The organism is Mesorhizobium sp. RCAM 05104 (genome assembly GCF_059683645.1).
Map to the genome: position 1 here is coordinate 1,207,857 of NZ_CM185033.1, position 21,183 is coordinate 1,229,039.

Annotated in this window: 13 protein-coding genes and 2 pseudogenes; 4 read left to right on the forward strand and 11 right to left on the reverse strand. The window is 63.0% G+C overall.

Features of this window, described 5'->3' with window-relative positions; translation table 11 throughout:
• Window positions 1-99: 99 nt before the first annotated feature.
• From bglA to AC56QP_RS06375, 10 genes and pseudogenes are all read right to left on the reverse strand, one after another.
• Window positions 100-1,725 carry a beta-galactosidase BglA gene (gene bglA / locus AC56QP_RS06330; protein ID WP_489860474.1) on the reverse strand — a complete coding sequence of 542 codons (1,626 nt, stop codon included), beginning with the start codon at window positions 1,723-1,725 and terminating at the stop codon, window positions 100-102.
• Window positions 1,712-3,761 (reverse strand): annotated as a pseudogene (gene glgX, locus AC56QP_RS06335) (glycogen debranching protein GlgX). The gene bglA and the pseudogene glgX overlap by 14 nt, the downstream one beginning before the upstream one ends.
• Window positions 3,761-5,390, reverse strand: a pseudogene (locus AC56QP_RS06340) (alpha-D-glucose phosphate-specific phosphoglucomutase). Before AC56QP_RS06340 ends, glgX begins: the two co-directional pseudogenes overlap by 1 nt.
• Before the next feature lie 3 nt (window positions 5,391-5,393).
• Window positions 5,394-6,839 carry a glycogen synthase GlgA gene (gene glgA, locus AC56QP_RS06345; protein WP_489860471.1) on the reverse strand — a complete coding sequence of 482 codons (1,446 nt, stop codon included), beginning with the start codon at window positions 6,837-6,839 and terminating at the stop codon, window positions 5,394-5,396.
• 26 nt (window positions 6,840-6,865) lie between these two features.
• Window positions 6,866-8,131 carry a glucose-1-phosphate adenylyltransferase gene (glgC, locus tag AC56QP_RS06350; protein WP_091585919.1) on the reverse strand — a complete coding sequence of 422 codons (1,266 nt, stop codon included), beginning with the start codon at window positions 8,129-8,131 and terminating at the stop codon, window positions 6,866-6,868.
• A gap of 15 nt (window positions 8,132-8,146) precedes the next feature.
• Window positions 8,147-10,366, reverse strand: a complete 2,220-nt coding sequence (gene glgB, locus AC56QP_RS06355) for a 1,4-alpha-glucan branching protein GlgB (RefSeq protein ID WP_489860470.1) — start codon at window positions 10,364-10,366, stop codon at window positions 8,147-8,149.
• 173 nt (window positions 10,367-10,539) lie between these two features.
• The gene (locus tag AC56QP_RS06360) at window positions 10,540-13,008 is read right to left on the reverse strand and encodes a glycogen/starch/alpha-glucan phosphorylase (protein ID WP_489860469.1); all 2,469 of its coding nucleotides are present in this window, start codon (window positions 13,006-13,008) and stop codon (window positions 10,540-10,542) included.
• 132 nt (window positions 13,009-13,140) lie between these two features.
• A complete protein-coding gene (locus AC56QP_RS06365; RefSeq protein ID WP_091585956.1) occupies window positions 13,141-13,923 on the reverse strand; it encodes an ATP-binding cassette domain-containing protein in 783 nt (260 codons plus the stop codon).
• Entirely contained in the window at window positions 13,920-14,981 is a 1,062-nt protein-coding gene (locus AC56QP_RS06370; RefSeq protein WP_256749463.1) for an ABC transporter permease, read from the reverse strand. The genes AC56QP_RS06365 and AC56QP_RS06370 overlap by 4 nt, the downstream gene beginning before the upstream one ends.
• 161 nt (window positions 14,982-15,142) lie before the next feature.
• A complete protein-coding gene (locus AC56QP_RS06375) occupies window positions 15,143-16,120 on the reverse strand; it encodes a sugar ABC transporter substrate-binding protein (protein WP_489863671.1) in 978 nt (325 codons plus the stop codon).
• Between the two features lie 268 nt (window positions 16,121-16,388).
• Here AC56QP_RS06375 and AC56QP_RS06380 point away from each other — a divergent pair, with 268 nt between their 5' ends.
• From AC56QP_RS06380 to AC56QP_RS06395, 4 genes are all read left to right on the forward strand, one after another.
• Window positions 16,389-17,615 (forward strand): ROK family transcriptional regulator, encoded by a 1,227-nt coding sequence (locus tag AC56QP_RS06380; RefSeq protein ID WP_256749462.1) that lies wholly within the window; start codon window positions 16,389-16,391, stop codon window positions 17,613-17,615.
• Entirely contained in the window at window positions 17,616-18,062 is a 447-nt protein-coding gene (locus AC56QP_RS06385) for an RbsD/FucU family protein (protein ID WP_489860468.1), read from the forward strand. It abuts the gene before it with no gap.
• Window positions 18,059-18,982 carry a carbohydrate kinase family protein gene (locus AC56QP_RS06390; RefSeq protein ID WP_489860467.1) on the forward strand — a complete coding sequence of 308 codons (924 nt, stop codon included), beginning with the start codon at window positions 18,059-18,061 and terminating at the stop codon, window positions 18,980-18,982. The genes AC56QP_RS06385 and AC56QP_RS06390 overlap by 4 nt, the downstream gene beginning before the upstream one ends.
• A 251-nt stretch (window positions 18,983-19,233) precedes the next feature.
• Complete coding sequence (locus AC56QP_RS06395) at window positions 19,234-20,376, forward strand: DegT/DnrJ/EryC1/StrS family aminotransferase (RefSeq protein WP_489860466.1); 1,143 nt, start codon at window positions 19,234-19,236, stop codon at window positions 20,374-20,376.
• A gap of 14 nt (window positions 20,377-20,390) precedes the next feature.
• Here the strand turns inward: AC56QP_RS06395 and cysQ are convergent, their stop codons facing one another.
• Window positions 20,391-21,182 carry a 3'(2'),5'-bisphosphate nucleotidase CysQ gene (cysQ, locus tag AC56QP_RS06400; RefSeq protein ID WP_489863670.1) on the reverse strand — a complete coding sequence of 264 codons (792 nt, stop codon included), beginning with the start codon at window positions 21,180-21,182 and terminating at the stop codon, window positions 20,391-20,393.
• Window position 21,183 lies beyond the last annotated feature (1 nt).

Here is a 21,183-nt window from a genome sequence, read left to right on the forward strand (position 1 = left end):
CAGCAGATCGCGGCGGACGCGGTCCGGAGGTGCGCGCGTCACCGGCGCGACCTGCGGACGCTCGGTTCTCGTTCAGTTTTAGACGGCCGAGACGCCAGATCAGTCAAGTCGGCCAAGAAAGCAGCCGAGCGCGGGCAACGACAACCCGGCTTCCTCGACGACAACGGCATCGCCGCCAAGCCTCGCTGCGGACCCGATATCCCGCGGCAACGGCCAATTGGCAGGCACCCCGGCGAAATTGAAGACGCAAAGCAGTCTTTCACCGCCACCTTCGCGGATGAAGGCGAGCACGTCCCCCTCCGCGTCGAGAAAGCGGATCGAGCCTGTTATCAATGCCTCATGCTCTCGGCGCAAAGCCAGCGCGGCCCGATAAAACGTGAGCACCGAGGCGATGTCGGCATTCTGGACGTCGACCGCACGGGCGCGATGGCTGGCCGGTACCGGCAGCCATGGCTTGCCGGTAGAGAACCCCGCATTGTCGGCGCCGGCTTCCCAGACCATCGGCGTGCGGCAACCATCCCTGCCCTTGACACCTGGCCAGAAGCGGATGCCGACGGGATCGCGCAAGTCCTCGAAGGCGAGTTCCGCCTCCTCCAGGCCGAGTTCCTCGCCCTCGTAAAGACAGATCGATCCGCGCAGGCAGCACAGCAGCATGATCGAGAATCTTGCGACCGCGTCGGGGTCGCTGTCTGGCCTTGTCCAACGGCTGACATGGCGCACCACGTCGTGGTTGGAGAATGCCCAGCAGACCCAGCCATCGGAAACGGCCGCCTCGAAGGCTTCGACGCAGCCACGCACATGCGCCGCGGAGAACTGTGGGCCAAGCAGATCGAACGTGTAGCACATATGGAGCTTGTCGCCGCCGGACGTGTAGGCGGCGAGCGTCTGCAATGAGCGGCCTTCATCGCCGATCTCACCGACGGCGGCACGGTCCTCGTACTCATCGAGCAGCGCCCGGAAGCGCCGAAGGAACGTCAGGTTCTCCGGCTGCGTCTTGTCGAACAGATGCTCCTGGTAGAGGTAGGTGTTGGTCTCGTTGTTGGTGCCGGCGACGCTCGACGCCAAGGGCGGATTGCTGCGCAGCCAGAGGTCGTGGACATAGTAGTTGACCGTATCGAGGCGGAAGCCGTCGACGCCGCGCTCCAGCCAGAAGCGCACCGTTTTCAGAAGCGCGTCCCGAACCTCCGGATTGTGTAAATTCAAATCCGGCTGAGAGGCGAGAAAATTGTGCATGTAATATTGCCGGCGGGTCGAGTCCCACTCCCAGGCCGGGCCACCGAAGACGGAAAGCCAGTTGTTGGGGGCACCGCCATCCGGCTTCGTATCGGCCCAGACATACCAGTCGGCCTTGGGATTGTCGCGGCTGGCGCGGCTTTCGACAAACCACTCGTGCTTGTCGGATGAATGCGACAGCACCTGGTCGATGATGATCTTCAGGCCGAGGCGGTGCGCCTCGGCGATCATCGCGTCGAAGTCCTCCAATGTGCCGAACATTGGATCGACATCGCAGTAATCCGACACGTCGTAGCCCATGTCGGCCATCGGTGATTTGAAGAAGGGCGACAGCCAGATGGCGTCGACGCCAAGCGAGGCGACATGAGCCAGCCTTGATGTGACGCCGCGCAGATCGCCACTGCCGTCGCCGGTCGTATCCTGGAAGGAGCGCGGATAGATCTGGTAGATGACGCAGCCACGCCACCATTCGGACCTGTCACCTGCCGCCATTGCGTCTCTCCCTCGAGCCAGCCTGTACGGCTGCTCGTTCGATCATGAAGATCACCGTCCGCCCCGATACCGGCCGCGAGATGTCAACCGCCTCGCCTGTTTCGAGGGCTGGTGCCCAGAAAAACCCTTCGCGCCCGGGCAGCGTGAACATGCAGGCCCGGCGATCGCCGTTGATGACCACCGCAAGGCAGCGCGCGTCATCGGCGGTGCCACCCAGGATCATGACCAGACGATGCCTCTGCGGGTCCTGCCAGCTCTGTTCGTCGAGCGGCGCGCCCGTCTCGGTCAGCCATGCGACGTCTGGCGTCCCTGAACCTGCCGGCGGCTGGCCGGTTAGGAAGCGTGTGTCGAAAAGCGCGGGCACCGCGCGCCGCAACGCCGCGAGCAGTGACGTGTAGCGCTCAAGGGCCTGGTCGCGCGCGGCCCAGTCGAGCCAGGTGATCTCATTGTCCTGCGCATAGGCGTTGTTGTTGCCGTGCTGGGTGCGGCCGAATTCGTCACCGGCGGTCAGCATGATGGTGCCGCGCGAGGCAAACAACGTCGCAAGCAGCGCGTGGTGATCGTTCAGGCGGGCCGCCGATACGGCCGGGTCGTCCGTGCCGCCCTCCACGCCATTGTTCCATGACAGGTTCTCATTGTGACCATCGCGGTTCTGCTCGCCATTGGCCTCGTTGTGCTTGCGCTCGTAACGCACGGTGTCGGCCAGCGTCATGCCATCATGGGCGGCGATGAAATTGACGCTGCGGCTGGTGTGTTGGCCTGCCTTGGCAAACACATCGGACGACCCGGCAAGCCGTGTCGCCAATGCGCCGACCATGCCGGCGTCGCCGCGCCAGAAGCGCCTGATTTCGTCGCGGTACTTGTCGTTCCATTCGAGGAAGGGCGGCGGGAAATTGCCGAGTTGATAGCCATCGGGACCGATGTCCCAGGGCTCGGCGATCAACACGCGGTCGGCCAGCAGCGCGTCCTGGCGCATCGCTTTCAACAATGGCGCCTCGGTATCGAATGTTCCCTCCACCCGCCCCAGAATGGGTGCCAGGTCGAAACGGAAGCCATCGACGCCGGCATCACGAACAAAATGGCGAAGCGCGTCGATGATCATTTCCTGAACGACAGGGTGGTCGCAAGCAACCGTATTGCCGGTGCCGGTGTCGTTGGCCAGCCCGCCGTCTGATGTACGCCGGTAATAGGCCTGATTGTCGAAGCCGCGCAGCGACTAGCGTCGGGCCAAGCCTGTCGCTCTCGCCGGTGTGGTTGAAGACGAGATCGAGGATGACGCCGATGCCGGCTTCACGCAGCACGGCGACCGTGTTTCGCAATTCCATGATGCCACCCGGCGCAAGACGTGGATCGAGCGCCATGAAGGTGACGGGATTGTAGCCCCAGGCGTTGCGCAGTCCGAGCGGTGGCAGATGCCGCTCGTCGATCGACGCCGTCACCGGCATCAGTTCGACGGCGCCTACGCCGAGCTTTTTCAGGTGTTCGATAACCGCCGGATGAGCCAGGGCAGCAACCGTCCCGCGCAGCTTTTCCGGAACGTCGGGGTGGCGCATGGTGAAGGCACGCACCGGCACTTCGTAGATCAGGCCGCCGGCCTGGAAGAGCGGCAGCGACGCCTGCACGGGTTTCGGCAAGGCCCCGGCAATCGCCTTCGGCATCAGAGGAGCGGTATCGACCCCTTCGCCCCGGCGGTGGGCCAGCCGCCAATCATGGGCGTAAGGCCTGTCGATCTCGATGGCGTAGGGATCGGTCAGCAATTTGTCGGGGTCGAACCACAGTCCGCGCTCCGGCGCATAGTCGCCGTCGGAGCGAAATCCGTAGCGGGTGCCGGGGCCAAGGCCAGCAACGAACAGCGCATGGACGCCCTCGCCTTCTGGCTGCAGCTCAAGCCGTTCGATTTCCTGACTGCCCTGCTCGTCGAAGATCGAGACCCACAGCCGCCTTGCCGCTTGCGACCACGCGGCGAAGCGGATGCCACCGTCCGAAACAAGTCCGCCAAATCGCCGCCGCTGATTGGCCGCAGTTCTCGGTGGCATCAGGTGATGACGCTCGGCTTGGCGCGGCCGGTATGGCTGCGAGATCCCGGCAATATCATCGGCCGCGACAATCAGATCGGCAAGTGCGGCCTGCGTGTCGAGATCATGCCTCGACTTGTCCGGCTCGTAGCGCTCGATATAGACGCGCAGCGTCGCGCCCGACGTGCCGGTGCCCGATAGCCGGAAGACGACACGCGAACCGCCCTCGAACAGAACCCTGATGCCCTGGTGCTCGCTGGTCGAACCGTCGACCGGGTCGTGATAGGCGAAGTCGTCGGCGCTGGCGATTGTCATGCCGCGCACACTGGTGCCTGGCAACGAGCCGAGCTTGGCGCGCAGTTCGTCGACCAGTGCGTTGGCACGATCGCTCTCGACCTCCTCGTAGTCGTGGCGCGAATAGTAGTTGCGGCCATAGGTCGCCCAGTGCTCGGTGACGATCTGCTTGCAGCTTTCGCCGCGCGCGGCTAGGATGTTGAGCCACAAAAGCACCGCCCACAGGCCGTCCTTTTCACGGACATGGTTGGACCCGGTTCCGGCACTCTCCTCGCCGCAGATCGTCGCCATGCCGGCATCGAGCAGATTGCCGAAGAACTTCCAGCCGGTCGGCGTTTCATAGATGCCGATGCCGAGCTTGTGGGCGACGCGGTCAGCGGCGCCGCTGGTCGGCATCGAGCGGGCGATGCCCTTCAGGCCGTCCTTGTAGCCGGGCGCCAGGCGGGCGTTGGCGGCAAGCATGGCGACCGAATCCGACGGGGTGACGAAAATGCCCTTGCCGATGATCAGGTTGCGGTCGCCGTCGCCATCGGAAGCAGCGCCGAAATCCGGCGCGTCCGGTCCCATCATCTCGTCATAGAGGTGCTTGGCATGGACGAGATTCGGATCCGGGTGATGGCCGCCGAAATCCGGCAGCGGCTTGAAATTGCGGCAGGTCCCGTTGGGCGCGCCAAGCCGGTTTTCCAAGATCTCCTTGGCATAGGGGCCGGTCACCGCGTGCATGGCATCGAAGCGCATGCGGAAGCCCGATTTGAAAAGTTTGCGCAGTGCCTCGAAGTCGAACAGGCTTTCCATCAGCTCGGCGTAGTCGGCGACGGGATCGATGACCTCGACCGTCATGCCGGCGGCCTTGACCGTGCCTATCGTGTCGATGTCGATCGGCTCGATGTCGGCGGTCTTGAAGCTCGAAATCGTCTTGGTTTTTTCGAACATCGCGTCGGTCAGCTTTTCCGGCGCCGGGCCGCCATTGCCAGCATTGTACTTGATGCCGAAATCCTCATGCGGGCCGCCCGGATTGTGGCTGGCCGACAGGATGATGCCGCCGAAGGTCTTGTATTTGCGAATGACATGCGAGGCAGCCGGCGTTGACAATATGCCGCCCTGCCCGACCATCACCTTGCCGAAGCCGTTTGCGGCGGCCATGGCGATCGCCTTCTGGATGACCTCGCGGTTATAGAAGCGGCCATCGCCGCCGATCACCAGGGTCTTGCCCTTGAAGCCGTCCAGCGCGTCGAAGATCGACTGGATGAAGTTCTCGGCATAGTGCTCCTGCTGGAACACCGGCACCTTCTTGCGCAGGCCCGAAGTACCGGGCTTCTGATCGGAATAAGGCTTGGTGGGAACGGTCCGTATCATGCTTCAGGCAACCCTTTTCAAAAGCAGCGAGCGATAGAGTTCAACATATTTTTCCGCGCTCTTGTCCCACGACACATCGGCCTTCATGCCCTGGCGTTGCAACGATTCCCAGACCGCCGGACTGGCATGTGCGTCAACGAGGCGGCGCATGGCGTGCAGCAAGGCGCCGCCATTGTTGGGCGCGAACTGGAAGCCGGTCGCGACGCCGGCCGAGACGGCAGCCTCGTTGGCGTCGATGATGGTATCCGCCAGGCCGCCGGTACGGGCAACCACCGGCACGCAGCCATAGCGCAAGCCGTAAAGCTGCGTCAGCCCGCAGGGCTCGAAGCGCGAGGGAATGACGATGGCGTCGCAGCCGCCTTGCATGATGTGCGAAAGCGCCTCGTCGTAGCCGACGACGACCCCGATGCGGCCACGGTGTCTGGCGGCGGCGGCAAGCAGCGCGCCTTCGAGGCCAGCATCGCCCGAACCCAGGATGGCCAGGCGCGCGCCGGTCGCAACGATGCCATCGATCACCAGCGCCAGTATGTCCATTCCCTTTTGCCAGGTCAGGCGGCTGACGACGCAGACGATAGGGCTGTCGTCGCGATCGAGGCTGAAACGGTCCTCGACGGCGACCCTGTTTGACGCGCGCGCCTTCAGCGTCCTGGCCGTGTAGTTCGACACCAGATGCTTGTCGGTTTCCGGGTTCCAGATGGCGGTATCGATGCCGTTGACGATGCCATAGAGATCGCTGGAGCGCATGTTGATGAGGCCGTCGAGACCCATGCCGAATTCCGGCAAGCGGATTTCCTGCGCGTAGGTTGGGCTGACCGTGGTGATCGCCCAGGCGGCCTGCAGGCCGGCCTTGAGGAACCCGACGCCACCGTAATATTCGACGCCGTCGAGCGCCATTGCAACCGCCGGCAAGCCAAGCTCGCCAAAGATGCTGGCGCCGAACTGGCCCTGGAAGGCGAGGTTGTGGACGGTCATCATTGACGGGACGCCGATCGCCTTGCCGTAGCGCATATAGGCAAGGGTCATCGCCGACTGCCAGTCATGGGCATGGACGATGTCGGGCTGATAGCCCGAAATGGCGCCACCGGCGATGTCACCGCCCACCTGGCTCAGCGCCGCGAAGCGCCGCCAGTTGTCGGGCCAGTCACCACCGCTGGCATCGCCATAGGGACCACCGGGGCGGTCGAACAGATGCGGCGCGTCGAGCACGAACAGGTCAAGCCCGGCAAGCTGGACGGCATGAACGGAAGCCTTGCCGCCCTGCAGCAGGGGATATTGCAGGACCGCCCGCTTTTTCTTGAAGGCGGCCATCACGGTGGGAAAGCCCGGGATGAGCGTGCGCATTGTCACGCCCTTGGCTGCCAGTGCGACAGGCAACGCGCCGGTCACGTCGGCAAGCCCACCGGTCTTGATCAGCGGGAAAATCTCGGGCGTAACCGACAGAACCTGCATGCGCCTACAATCCGATCCTGTCAGTCCTATAGCCCCAGCTTGTCGATCATGTCCTGGGTGACCAGGCAGATGCCTTTCTCGGAGACCCGAAAACGCTTGGCGTCGAGAGCGGGATCTTCGCCCACCACCAGCCCTTCCGGTATCCTAACACCATGGTCGATGACCACGCGCTTCAACTTTGCGTTCCGGCCGACATGAACGTCGGGCAGCATGACGACTTCTTCCAGCGTCGAATAGGAATTGATGCGCGCGCCGGTAAAGATCAGGCTCCTCTTCAGCGAGGCGCCCGAGACGATGCAGTCGCCCGAGACAAGCGAAGAGACCGCCGAGCCGCGGCGGCCATCCTCGTCATGCACGAACTTCGCCGGCGGTTTCAATTCGGCATAGGTCCAGATCGGCCAGTCGCGGTCATAGAGGTCGAGTTCCGGCGTGATGTCGGTCAAGTCGATATTGGCTTCCCAATAGGCATCGACCGTTCCAACATCGCGCCAGTAAGCCTCGTTCTCGGCGGTCGAGCGGACGCAGGATTTGGCGAAGCGGTGCGCGATCGCCTTACCGTGCTGGACGATATAGGGAATGATGTCCTTGCCGAAATCGCGGCTCGAGCCTGGCTCGGCCGCATCGCGGCGCAGCTGCTCCATCAGGAACTTGGTCTTGAACACATAGATGCCCATCGAGGCCAGGGCGAATTCCGGTTTGTCGGGAATGCCGGGCGGATCGGCGGGCTTTTCGACGAAGGCGATGATGTTGTCCTTGCCATCGACATGCATGACGCCAAAGCCGGTGGCTTCCATGCGCGGCACTTCGAGGCAGCCGACGGTGACGTCGGCATTGGCGTCGACGTGCTGGCGAAGCATCATCTCGTAGTCCATCTTGTAGATGTGGTCGCCGGCGAGGATGACCATGTATTCGGGTCCATAGGCCTCGATGATGTCGATGTTCTGATAGACGGCGTCGGCCGTGCCCTCGTACCACTGCGTCTCCGAAACGCGCTGGCTGGCCGGCAGGATGTCGAAGCTCTCGTTTCGCTCGGGCCGCAGGAAGTTCCAGCCACGCTGCAGATGGCGGATCAGCGAATGCGCCTTGTACTGGGTGGCAACGCCAAGGCGCCGGATGCCGGAGTTGAGCGCATTGGAGAGCGCGAAGTCGATGATGCGCGTCTTGCCGCCGAAATAGACGGCTGGCTTGGCGCGCCGGTCTGTCAGCTCCTTGAGGCGGCTGCCACGGCCGCCGGCCAGTACATAGGCCATGGCATCGCGCGCCAGCGGCTGGGTCCGTTTCAAGTCTGCCATTTCTACCCTCCCAAGTTACTCAGTCTCGGCAACGAGCTCGAGCATGATCGTCGACAGCGGTGGCAAAAGCATCGTCGCAGAGATGCTTCCTCCCTCCGCCCGTGCCTCGACCATGCCGCCATTGCCCTTGCCGGAACCACCATATTCCGAAGCGTCGGTGTTGATGATTTCGCGCCATTTCCCGGCCGTCGGCAACGGCACGCGATAATTGTCGCGCGGCACCGGCGTGAAGTTGGAAATGACGGCCACCGGGCTGCCGCCCGGTGCGCTGCGCAGCCAGGCAAAAACCGAATTCTGGCTGTCGTCGACGATCAGCCAGGAAAACCCTTCCGGTTCGCAATCGCGGCCATGCAGCGCCGGGCGCGAACGGTAGAGATAGTTGAGATCGCGCACCGTCTGCCAGACGCCGCGATGCGGGCGAAAATCAAGCAGATTCCAGTCGAGCGCGCGTGCCTCGCTCCATTCGCGGCGCTGCGCGAACTCCTGCCCCATAAACAGCAACTTCTTGCCGGGGTAACCCCACATGAAACCGTAATAGGCGCGCAAGGTCGCAAATTTCTGCCAGTCGTCGCCGGCCATCTTGCCAAGCAGCGTGCCTTTGCCGTGCACGACCTCGTCATGCGAGAGCGGCAGCACGAAATTTTCCGAAAAGGCGTAGGTCAGACCGAAGGTGAGGTCGTTGTGGTGGTGCTTGCGGAAGATCGGCTCCTTGGAGAAGTACTCCAGCGTGTCGTGCATGAAGCCCATGTTCCACTTGAAGCCGAAACCCAGCCCGCCCTCATGCACAGGTGCCGAGACCTTCGGCCATGAGGTCGATTCCTCTGCGATGGTCATGACGCCCGGATGGTGGCCGTAGACCTCCTTGTTCATCTTCTGCAGGAAGCTGACCGCCTCGAGGTTTTCGCGGCCGCCCTTTTCGTTGGGGATCCATTCGCCGGCCTTGCGCGAATAGTCGAGGTAGAGCATCGAGGCGACCGCATCGACGCGCAAACCGTCGACATGATATTTTTCGGCCCAGAACAGTGCGTTGTTGACCAGGAACGCAACCACCTCGCGCCGGCCGAAATTGTAGATCGCGGTGTTCCAGTCGGGATGAAAACCCTGGCGCGGATCGGCATGCTCATAGAGCGCGGTGCCGTCGAAATGGGCCAGGCCGTGCTCGTCGACCGGGAAATGCGCCGGCACCCAGTCGAGAATGACGCCGATGCCGGCGCGGTGAGCGCCGTCGACGAAGCGGGCAAAGCCATCCGGGTCGCCGAAGCGAGCTGATGGCGCGTAGAGGCCGGTGGTCTGGTATCCCCAGGACGGATCATAGGGATGTTCGGAGATCGGCATGAACTCGATGTGGGTGAAGCCAGTCTCGACCGCATAGGGGATCAATCGGTCGGCCAGTTCGTCCCACGACAGGAAGGTGCCGTCGTCGCGAAGCTGCCAGGAGCCGGCATGCACCTCGTAGATCGAGATCGCTTCGCGGCGAGGATCGGCGTTGCGCCAGTAACTGCGATGCGCCTCGTCGCCCCATGGATGCGACGGCGGCACCGCCGTCACCGATGCCGTGGCCGGCCGCAGTTCGGACTTGAAGGCGAACGGATCGGCTTTCAGCGGCAGCCTGACGCCGTCAGGGCCGATGATCTCGTATTTGTAAGGCCGGCCGGCGCCTATGTCGGGAATGAACACCTCCCAGATGCCGGTATCGCGACGGTCGCGCATCGAGTGCCTGCGGCCGTCCCATTCGTTGAAGTCGCCGACCACCGAGACGCGCCTTGCATTGGGCGCCCACACGGCGAAATGCACCCCCGAAGCGCCTTCGTGCTCGATGACATGCGCACCGAGCTTGTCGAACAGCCTCAGATGCGAACCCTCGGCGATGTAGTAGTCGTCCATCGGCCCGAGCACCGGACCGAACGAATAGGGATCCGTCAGCCACCAGTCGCCGCCGGCGTTCCTGGCATGATAGCGCAGCGGTTGACGCTTGCGGATCGATAGCTTGCCTTCGAAGAACCCACGGTCGTCGCGCCGGGAAAGTTCACCTGCGATGGTGCCGGTCAGCGTATAGGCGGTGACGGTCTCCGCATGCGGAACGAAGCAGCGGGCAAACAGGCCCTTGCCGACCTCATGGACGCCAAGGACCGCGAAGGGATCACCGTGCGTGCCGGCAACAATCGCCGCGACATCGCCGGCTGGCGCCAGTCCGTCCGGCCCGCTTGTCGCAGCGGTCGCGCGCGGCTTCTTCATCAGGCAGTGTCCCTCCCCGGGCACCAATCTTGTTCTTGTGCATCCCCAAAACCGCTACGCGCTTTGGGCGACATGCATCTCTTTGTTCTTGTGCATGTCGTTGTCCCAAAACCGCTACACACTTTTGGGCGACATGCACCGGACCACATTGTTCGTGGCCTCATGCAATCACATCAGACAGGCACGTTCCAGATTTCTTTCGCATATTGGCGGATCGTGCGATCGGAGGAGAACCAGCCGACGCGCGCGACGTTGCGGATCGCCTTGGCATACCAGTCCGGGCTGTTGCGCCAGACCGCATCGACTTCGCGTTGGGCAGCGGCATAGGCGTCGAAATCGGCGGCCACCATGAACCAGTCGCTCTCGTAGAGACCGTTGATGAGATCGCGGTAACGTTCCGGATCATCCGGCGAGAAGACGCCTGACGAGACGGCAGCAAGCGCCTGCGACAGCTCCGGTGAAGCCTCGATGACCGAGCGCGGATTGTAGCCATTGTTGCGCCGCTCGGCGACCTCGGCGGTGGTCAGGCCGAAGATGAAGATGTTGTCGTCGCCGACGCACTCCTTGATCTCGACATTGGCACCGTCGAGCGTGCCGATGGTCAACGCGCCATTCAGCGCGAACTTCATGTTGCCGGTGCCGGACGCTTCCATCCCGGCGGTCGAGATCTGCTCGGAAAGATCCGCGGCCGGCATCATGATCTCCGCCAGGCTGACGTTGTAGTTCGGCACGAACACCACCTTCAGCAAACCGCGAACGGCCGGATCGCGGTTGATGACCCTGGCGACATCGTTGGCGAGTTTGATGATCAGCTTGGCGTTGTGGTAGCTGGGCGCCGCCTTGCCGCCGAAGAATTTCACGCGCGGCATCCAGTCGCGCTCGGGGTGCGAGCGGATCTGGTCGTACAGCGCGATCGCCTCGAGGATGTTCAGAAGCTGGCGCTTGTATTCATGGATGCGCTTGATCTGGATGTCGAACAGCGCCGAGGGATCGACCTTGATGCCGAGCCGGTCGGCGACGAGATTGGCCAGGCGCGCCTTGTTGGCGCGCTTGACGGCGGCGAACTTGTCGCGAAAGGCGGCATCGCCGGCGAAGGCATCGAGATCCTTGATGGCGTCGATGTCGTCGAGAAAGCGGTCACCGATCGCCTCGCGGGCGAGCGCCGTCAGGCCGGGGTTACACTGGATCAGCCAGCGCCGCGGCGTGATGCCGTTGGTCTTGTTGTTGATGCGATCGGGATAGAGCTTGTGCAGGTCGGCGAACACCGTCTCCTTCATCAGATCGGTGTGAAGAGCCGAAACACCGTTGATCGAGTGCGAACCGACAAAAGCCAGATTGCCCATGCGCACCCGGCGGTCGCCATTTTCCTGGATCAGCGAGATGCGGCTGATCTGCTCGTCCGAAAACTGGTTGGAGGCACGCGCCTCCAAAAGCACTTCGGCATTGATGGCGTAGACGATCTGCATATGGCGCGGCAGCAACCGCTCGAAAAGCGGCACCGGCCAACTTTCCAGCGCCTCGGGCAGCAGCGTATGGTTGGTGTAGCCGAAAGTGCGCTTGGTGATGCTCCAGGCCTGGTCGAAGTCCATGCCGTGGACATCCATAAGCAGGCGCATCAGTTCGGGAACCGCGATGGCCGGATGGGTGTCGTTGAGGTGGACCGCCGCCTTGTCGGGCAGCGACTGCAGATTGCCGTACTGGCTGACGTGGCGCTGCAGGATGTCCTGCAGCGAGGCGGTGGAGAAGAAGTACTCCTGCCTGAGCCGCAGTTCCTGTCCGGCCTTGTGGGAATCGGCGGGATAGAGGACGCGCGACAAGGCATCGGCCTTGTTGCTTTCGGCAAGCGCGCCGATATGGTCGCCGGCATTGAACTTGTCGAGCAGGATCGGATCGACCGGCATGCCCGACCACAGTCGCAGCGTGTTGACCCGGTTCGCCCGCCAACCGACGACAGGCGTATCATAAGCGACCGCCAGGACATGCTCGGTCGGCTTCCAGACATGGCGCTCGAGCCGGCCGTCCTTCGAGGTGATCGATTCCACCGAACCGCCGAAACCAACCTCGAACGACCGTTCGCGCCGTTCGAATTCCCAGGGATTGCCGTGATCGAGCCAGGTCTCGGGCAGTTCAACTTGCCAGCCGTCGTGAATCTCCTGGCGGAACATGCCGTTGGCATAGCGGATGCCGTAGCCATGCGCGGGAATGTTGACGGTCGCCATGCTTTCCATGAAGCAAGCGGCGAGCCGGCCGAGGCCGCCATTGCCGAGTGCCGCATCCGGCTCAAGTGCAGCAATCAGATCGAGATCGACGCCGAGCGACGACAGCGCGTCGCGCATATTGTCCATCAGGCCGAGATTGGAGAACGCGTCCCGCATCAGGCGGCCGATGAGGAACTCAAGCGACAGATAGTAGACGCGCTTTTCCTGCTGGTCGTAGGCTTCTTTCGTCGCCTGCATCCAGCGATCGACGATGCGGTCGCGAACGACCTTGATCGAGGCGGTGAGCCAGTCGTACTGCGTCGCGACGGTGGTATCCTTGCCGACCCGATATTTGAGGGCCATCAAGACTTCCGTGGCGAGCGTCTTGGGATCGGGGTTTTCGAGTAGTGGCGGGAGGGCTTCGGATGTCATCGCGCGCGTCATGCTACCTCTCGTGCTGTTGCCACGATCATACCGGCTTTCAACAATCCTCCCAGCCCATGCTAGCGCATCTTTCAGTATGTTCAATCGATTTAGGCAACGACGGAGCCAGGCGCCCCTGCGGCAATTTGGCCGTCAGGCGGCCAGTGCCGCCTCCGGTGGTACCTTGGCTCCGGTCATGAAGGCAACGGCATCGGACATCGTATATTGCTTGGGATCGATGACGCAGAGACGACGACCCAGCCGGTGGATGTGAATGCGGTCGGCCACTTCGAAGACATGCGGCATGTTGTGCGAGATGAGCACGATCGGCAGGCCGCGCTTCTTGACGTCGAGGATCAGTTCAAGCACGCGGCGGCTTTCCTTGACGCCAAGGGCGGCAGTCGGTTCGTCCATGATCACCACACGGCTGCCGAAGGCAGCGGCGCGCGCCACCGCCACGCCCTGGCGCTGGCCGCCCGACAGCGTTTCCACCGCCTGGCTGATGTTCTGAATGGTCATCAGGCCCAGTTCGGTAAGCTTGTCGCGGGCGCGCTTTTCCATCGCCGGACGATCGAGCATGCGAAGCCAGTCGCCCAGAAAACCCGGTTTGCGGATCTCGCGACCAAGGAACATGTTGTCGGCGATAGACAGCGCCGGCGACAGTGCGAGGTTCTGGTAGACCGTCTCAATGCCGGCTTCGCGGGCCTCCATCGGCGATCTGAAGGCGACGGGTTTGCCTTCAAGCCGGATCTCGCCTTCGTCGGGCACGGCCGCGCCGGAAATCGCCTTGATGAGCGATGACTTGCCGGCACCATTGTCGCCTATGACGGCAAGGATCTCGCCCGGATAAAGGTCGAAGTCGGCATTGTCGAGAGCGGTGACACGGCCATAGCGCTTGACCAGACCGCGCGCGGTAAGGATGGGTTCCTGGGTCATGCGGAAACCTTTCTGATCCATTGGTCGATCGCCACGGCGCCGATGATCAGCACACCGGTGAGCAGCACTTTCCATTGCGGATCGGCGCCCAGCATGTTGAGACCCATGGAGACGACGCCGACGATCATCGCACCAAACAGCGTGCCCAGGATCGAGCCGCGCCCGCCGAACAGGGAAATACCACCAATCACCGTCGCGGTGATCGCCTGCAGATTGTAGTCGGTGACGGCGGCTGACGGCGAAATCGAGCCGTTGCGGCCGATGGAGACCCAGGCAGCGAAAGCAGCGATCAGCCCGGCAAGGGTGTAGACCGTCATCAACACCTTCTTGGTCTGGATGCCCGATAGCTTCGCCGCCTCCTGATCATCGCCAACGGCGTAGACATGGCGGCCCCATGCCGTGTGGTTGAGCACGTACCACAGGATCAAAACGAGCACGACCGTGGCAATGACCCCGAGCGTCAGCACCGCCGTGCCGATCTTGAAGCTCAGGGCGAACAGATGCAGCAGCGGCGCCTGGGTATCGACGTCGGTGTCGCGGATCGTCTCATTGGCCGAATAGATAAAGTTCGTGGCCATGACGATGTTCCAGGTGCCGAGCGTCACGATGAAGGGCGGCAGCTTCATGTAGGCGACCAGCACCCCGTTGAGCAGCCCGCAGGCCGCGCCGGCGGCAAGCCCGATCGCCACGGCCAACACACTCGGCAGACCGTAGCTGACCGCGCAATTGCCCATGATCACGGCCGAAATCACCATGATCACGCCAATCGACAGGTCGATGCCTGCGGTCAGGATGACCAGCGTCTGCGCGGCTCCGAGGATGCCGACGATGGCGATCTGCTGCAGGATCAGCGTCAGCGTGTAGGACGAAAAGAACCGCCCTCCGATCGTGATGCCGAAGACTATGATCGCCAGAAGCAGCACGATCAGCGGCACCGCGGCTGGCGTTGAATGCAGGAAATGCTGGATGCGCTTGACGGCCGATTTGTGCTCGTCAAAAGCTGCAACACTTGTGTCGCTGCTCGAGAGAACCTTCTCGAATTCCTGAGCTTGAGCCATGTTTCCTCCCCGTAGGGGTGTCAGCCACACGCCGACGCCCGTCCACGCCTTTCCGGTCTGTCGCCGGGATTGTTCGCGGTCACGCGACCCATCGTCCACCCGAAGCGGCCGGGGATCAAGCCCCGACCGCTTCGGTTTTATAGTTGCCGGTCAGACCGGCATCAGCCCCAGCACTTGGCGAGGCCTTCCTTGGTGTCGATGGACTTCACGCCATTGGCCGGTTTGTCGGTCACCAGGTTGACGCCGGTATCGAAGAAGTTCTTGCCTTCGGTCGGCTTCGGCTTGGTTCCATCCTTGGCGAAAGCAGCGATCGCCTCGATGCCGAGGGCCGCCATCTGCAGCGGGTATTGCTGCGACGTCGCGCCGATCACGCCTTCCGTAACCGACTTCACGCCGGGGCAACCGCCGTCGACCGAGACGATCAGCACCTGCTTTTCGAGGCCGACGGCCTTGAGCGCCTGGTAGGCGCCGACAGCGGCTGGCTCGTTGATGGTGTGGATGACGTTGATGGTGTTGTCCTTCTGCAGAAGGTTCTCCATCGCCTTGCGGCCGCCTTCCTCGTTGCCGTTGGTGACGTCGTGGCCGACGATGCGCGGATCGTTCTCGTCGCCGATCTTGTTGGGATCCTTCACATCGATGCCGTAGCCCATCATAAAGCCCTGGTCGCGCAGCACGTCCACGGTCGGCTGCGAGGGGGTCAGGTCGAGGAAGCCGATCTTGGCGTCCTTGGCCTTGTCGCCGAGCGTGGCGGCGGCCCAGGCGCCGATCAGCTTGCCGGCTTCAAGATTGTCGGTGGCGAAGGTCGCATCGGCCGCGTCGATCGGATCGAGCGGCGTGTCGAGCGCGATCACCAGCAGACCGGCATCACGTGCCTTCTTCACCGTAGGCACGATGCCCTTGGTGTCGGATGCGGTGATCAGGATACCCTTGGCGCCGTCGGCGATGCAGCTTTCGATCGCCGCCACCTGGCTCTCGCTGTCGCCGTCGATCTTGCCGGCGTAGGTCTTGAGGTCGACGCCGAGTTCCTTGGCTTTCGCCGTGGCGCCTTCCTTCATCTTGACGAAGAAGGGGTTGGTGTCGGTCTTGGTGATCAGGCAGGCGCCAACACCGGCCGCGGATGCGGACGACGCAAACGCCATCAGACCCAGGGCAGCGGCGGCAAACACGGTCGATTTCAACAGTTTTGTATTGGTCACGATTTTCCTCCCAGTGGAACCATTCTGGACGCCGGCCAACCGGCATCTGCAGCGCATCCAACGAACTTCTCCCAGCGTGGACGCTGTCCCAACAGACACCAGACGGACGCCTCTGTCAATAATTAAATCACTCTTATTTATTATTGACAGCCTTGCTTCGTTCACTCATTCTGGCCCAAAAGCATTGAGGGGAAACGACGGGAGGAACAGGGTGGAGACCGCCATTTCCAGGCACGGTTCGCCCGAAGCGAATGAGAGCCTTATTCACCGCGGCACCAACCAGAGCGGCATGCGCGACCACAACGAGCGGCTGGTGCTCTCGCTGGTGCGGCAGCACGGCAGCCTGGCGAAGTCCGATATCGCGCGCATGACCGGGCTTTCCGCGCAGACGGTCTCGGTCATCATGCGTGAACTGGAGGAGGAAAGCCTTCTCGTTCGTCAGGCGCCGTTGCGCGGCAAGATCGGCCAACCCTCCATCCCCATGGCGCTCAATCCCGATGGCGCCTATTTCATCGGCCTGAAGATCGGCCGCCGCAGCGCTGAACTCGTGCTGATCGATTTCCTTGGCCATGTCCGTTCGATGCTGCAGCATTCGTACCGCTATCCGGCGCCACGCGAGACAGTGGAATTCGTCACCAACGGCATGCGGCAAATGCGCGGCGAGCTGACGCCAGCGCAGGACAAGCGCATCGCCGGCCTGGGGATCGCCATGCCGTTCGAATTGTGGAACTGGGCCGACACGGCCGGCGCTCCGCGCGACGTCATGGACGAATGGCGTCACCGCGACATTCGTGCCGACATCCAGGCGCAATGCGATTTTCCGGTCTACCTGCAGAACGATGCCACTTCGGCCTGCGGCGCCGAGCTCGTCTTCGGCCAGGCCGGCGCGGCGCGTGACTTCGTTTATTTCTACATTGGCGCCTTTGCCGGCGGCGGCATCGTGCTGAATGGCCGGCTGTTCGGCGGCCCGACCGGCAATGCCGGCGCGCTCGGCTCCATGCCGGTGCCCGGGCCGGACGGCAAGCCGACCCAGCTGATCGACGTGGCATCCATCGCCATGCTGGAAAAGGCACTCAATGCGCGTGGCGTCGAGGCCTCGCATCTGTGGACATCGCCGGAAGACTGGGGCGAGATCGGTCCCGAACTCGACGAATGGATCGCCAGCGCTTCGCAGGCGCTTGCCTATGCCATCGTCGCGGCATCCTCGGTCATCGATTTCGAGGCGGCGGTGATCGACGGCTGGATGCCGAAGGCTGTGCGCCGCCGGCTGGTTGACGCCATCATCGCCGCCATCGCCATGATCGACGCTGAAGGCTTGAAACTTCCCGCCGTTCGCGAGGGAACCGTCGGCATCCATGCCCGCGCGCTCGGTGGCGCCAGCCTGCCGCTTTCCGAACGCTTCCTGATCGGTTCGACGACGATTTCCAGGAGTGCCTGAATGCTGATCGGAATCCCGGCGCTGCTCGGTCCGGACCTTCTGGCGACACTGCGCGCCATGGGTCATGGCGATGAGATCGCCCTGGTCGATGGAAATTATCCGGCAGAACACCAGGCAACCCGGCTGGTGCGGGCCGACGGTCACCACCTCATCCCGGTGCTCGACGCTATATTGAGCATCCTGCCGGTGGATGACGCCGTGCCGGAAGCCCTGTTTCGTGCGTCGGTGAAAGGCGATCCTTCGCTCGCCGATCCTGTCCACCGTGAGATTGAGGCGATCTGCGCCAAACGCGCGCCGGGCCGCAAGGTGGTTGCGCTGGCCGGCGCCGACTTCTATGCACGGGTCAAATCGGCGTTTGCCATCGTCGCGACAAGCGAGCCGCGGCTCTACGCCAACATCATCATCCGCAAGGGCGTGATCTATCCGCCGGAGACCAGGAAATCATGATCCTCTGCTGCGGCGAAGCCTTGATCGACATGCTGCCGCGTACAACGACAGAGGGTGAGCCGGCCTTTGCCCCCTATGTCGGTGGCGCGGTCTTCAACACCGCGATAGCGCTCGGCCGGCTGGGCGCGCCGGCAGGTTTCTTTTCGGGCCTGTCGTCGGATCTGTTCGGCGGCCAGCTGCGGGATGCGCTTGGGGCCAGCAAGGTCAGCTCCACCTATGCGCACACCTCGCCCAAGCCAACCACGCTTGCCTTCGTGCGGCTGAACAACGGCCAGGCGACCTACACATTCTACGACGAGAACACAGCCGGACGCATGCTGACCATCGACGACCTGCCGGAACTCGGCGACGAGATCGAAGCCATGCTGTTCGGCGCCATCAGCCTGATCTCCGAGCCCGCCGGTGCTGCCTATGAGGAGTTCATGCGGCGCGAGCATGGCCGGCGCGTCATGATGCTCGACCCCAACATCCGGCCTAACTTCATCCCCGACAAGGCAAAACACCTCAGGCGCATCCGGGCCATGATGGCGATGGCCGACATCGTGAAACTGTCGGACGAGGACCTGGACTGGTTCGGCGAAGCCGGTTCGCACGAGGACGTCGTCCGCAACTGGCTCGACCGCGGCCCGAAGCTGATCGTCGTCACCCATGGCAGCGAAGGCGCCGTCGGCTACACCAGGGATCATGCTGTCACCGTGATGCCGGACAAAGTCGAAGTGGTCGACACGGTCGGCGCCGGCGACACATTCAATGCCGGCATCCTCGCCTCCTTGCATGAGCAGGGCCTGCTGACGAAGGCGGCGATCGCCGGCCTGTCGAAAGATGCCATCCAAGCGGCGCTGGCGCTTGGCGCCAAGGCGGCGGCGGTGACTGTGTCGCGGGCCGGCGCCAATCCGCCCTGGCGTCACGAGATCGCCTGAGCGACGTGCCCAAGATAGATTGAGCCAGTCGATCACTTTATGTTTCGCAGGGCCTGTCCCAGGGACTATAAAGGCGAGATCGCGCCCTACGAAGGCCGGATTTCCGGCATCTCGCGAAGACACGCTGGAAAATACCGGTAACAGGCTGCGACACTTGCGCAATTCGCGGCTTTGCCAGTCCGGCTTTCTCGACAGGCGCAACTCTGGTACCAGCGGGCCATTATCTCTGGCTAAACCGTTTTGAGGCCGACATGCAGTTCATCGATCTTGGCGCCCAGCGCGAACGAATCCGCGATCGGCTGAAGGCCGCGATCGACCGCGTCATCGAAGAGGGCCGCTATATCCTCGGGCCGCAGGTCACCGAATTCGAAAACAAGCTTGCCGCCTATATCGGCACCAAGCATGTCGTGGCCTGCGCCAACGGTACAGATGCGCTTTTGTTGCCTCTGTTTGCGGCCGGCGTCGGTCCGGGCGACGCCGTGTTCGTGCCGAGCTTCACTTTCGCCGCGACCGCCGAAGTGGTGGCGTTGGCCAAGGCAGAACCGGTTTTTGTCGACGTCGATCCGGCGACCTACAATATCGACATTGCCAGCCTCGAGGCTGCCATCGCCATGATCAAGAAGGAAGGCCGGCTGAAGCCGAAGGCGATCATTCCGGTCGACCTGTTCGGCCTCGCCGCCGACTATGACGCGATCATGGCGATCGCCAATCGAGAGAATCTGATGGTGATCGAGGATGCAGCCCAGTCGATGGGCGGCTCGGTCGAGGGCAAGATGTGCGGCTCGTTCGGCGCCGTCGGCTCAACCAGCTTCTACCCGGCAAAACCGCTTGGCTGCTACGGCGATGGCGGCGCGATGTTCACCAATGATGATGCGTTGGCCGAACAACTGCGTTCCTTTGCCTTCCACGGCAAGGGCGAAACGCAATATGACAATGTCCGCGTCGGCATCAATTCCCGGCTCGACACGCTGCAGGCGGCGATCCTGATCGAGAAGCTGGCCATTCTCGAAGACGAGATGGTTGCCCGGCAGATGGTGGCAAACCGCTACGCCGAAGGGCTTGGCGATATCGTCACCGCCGCCCGTAACCTCGGCGGCAGCCGTTCGGCGTGGGCGCAGTACGCGATCGAGACGTCCAAACGCGACGGGCTGAAGGCGCATCTCGGCGAAAAGGGCATTCCATCGGTCATCTACTACGTCAAGCCGCTGCATGCCCAAGTCGCCTATCGCGACTACCCACGCACGCCGACCGGTCTTGCCGTGTCGGAGGAACTGCCGAAGCGGATCCTCTGCCTGCCGATGCATGCCTATCTGAGCGAAACCGACCAGGACCGCATCATCGAGACGATCCGCAACTATATCGGCTCGAATTCAGCGCAAGCCGCAGCCGAGTAACCCGTCGACCGCTCTCAGGCGGGGCTGGCCCCTGCCCTGCCGCTGGCGATGAAATGCGGATTGGCGAAGTCCGCGTCATCGCTTTGCCTGCGCTTGCCATAGACCAGGGGCTGACCGTCCAGCGTGCGCGTCATGCCGCCGGCAGCGCGCAGCACGGCGTCGCCCGCCGCCGTGTCCCATTCCATGGTACGGCCGAAGCGCGGATAGACGTCCGCCTCGGCGCTGGCGAGAAGACAGAATTTCAAGGACGAACCGACCGAGACGATCTCGGCGGCACCGAGGTCGCGAATGTAGGCCTCGGTTTCCGGTGTGTTATGCGAGCGGCTGGCAACGACGGCCAGCGGCGCTGCGGCCGTTCTCACCGAGATCGGCCGGCGGCCGACGATCTGGTAATCGCCATTGATTTCCAGCGATTCCGCCCTGCCCGGCCGGCCGGAAAAGAAGCGGCCAGTGCAAGGCGCAAAGACGACGCCGATTTCCGGCACGCCATGACGAACCAGGGCTATGTTGACGGTGAAATCGGTACGACGGTTGACGAATTCCTTGGTGCCGTCGAGCGGGTCGATCAGAAAGAAGGCCCCGTCCAGGTCAGGTGGCACGACGCCGGCGGACGCTTCTTCCTCGGCCACGCACGGAATGTCGGGAAATGCGGTGCGCAGCCCGGCGAGAATGATCTTCTCGCTCTCGCGGTCCGCCTCGGTCACCGGCGAGGAATCGGATTTACGGTCGACCGCACCGCCTTCGTGGAACACGCGCATCACCTCGCGTCCGGCCGCCAGAGCCAGTCGTTCGAAGATTTCGAGCATC

Coding starts and splice junctions, on each gene's coding strand:
- AC56QP_RS06365 (WP_091585956.1), bottom strand. CDS start 13,923: ATGACCCAGGAACCCATCCTTACCGCGCGCGGTCTGGTCAAGCGCTAT.
- glgC (WP_091585919.1), bottom strand. CDS start 8,131: ATGGCAGACTTGAAACGGACCCAGCCGCTGGCGCGCGATGCCATGGCC.
- AC56QP_RS06390 (WP_489860467.1), top strand. CDS start 18,059: ATGATCCTCTGCTGCGGCGAAGCCTTGATCGACATGCTGCCGCGTACA.
- AC56QP_RS06370 (WP_256749463.1), bottom strand. CDS start 14,981: ATGGCTCAAGCTCAGGAATTCGAGAAGGTTCTCTCGAGCAGCGACACA.
- AC56QP_RS06385 (WP_489860468.1), top strand. CDS start 17,616: ATGCTGATCGGAATCCCGGCGCTGCTCGGTCCGGACCTTCTGGCGACA.
- cysQ (WP_489863670.1), bottom strand. CDS start 21,182: ATGCTCGAAATCTTCGAACGACTGGCTCTGGCGGCCGGACGCGAGGTG.
- bglA (WP_489860474.1), bottom strand. CDS start 1,725: ATGGCGGCAGGTGACAGGTCCGAATGGTGGCGTGGCTGCGTCATCTAC.
- AC56QP_RS06375 (WP_489863671.1), bottom strand. CDS start 16,120: ATGGCGTTTGCGTCGTCCGCATCCGCGGCCGGTGTTGGCGCCTGCCTG.
- AC56QP_RS06360 (WP_489860469.1), bottom strand. CDS start 13,008: ATGACGCGCGCGATGACATCCGAAGCCCTCCCGCCACTACTCGAAAAC.
- AC56QP_RS06395 (WP_489860466.1), top strand. CDS start 19,234: ATGCAGTTCATCGATCTTGGCGCCCAGCGCGAACGAATCCGCGATCGG.
- glgA (WP_489860471.1), bottom strand. CDS start 6,839: ATGCAGGTTCTGTCGGTTACGCCCGAGATTTTCCCGCTGATCAAGACC.
- glgB (WP_489860470.1), bottom strand. CDS start 10,366: ATGAAGAAGCCGCGCGCGACCGCTGCGACAAGCGGGCCGGACGGACTG.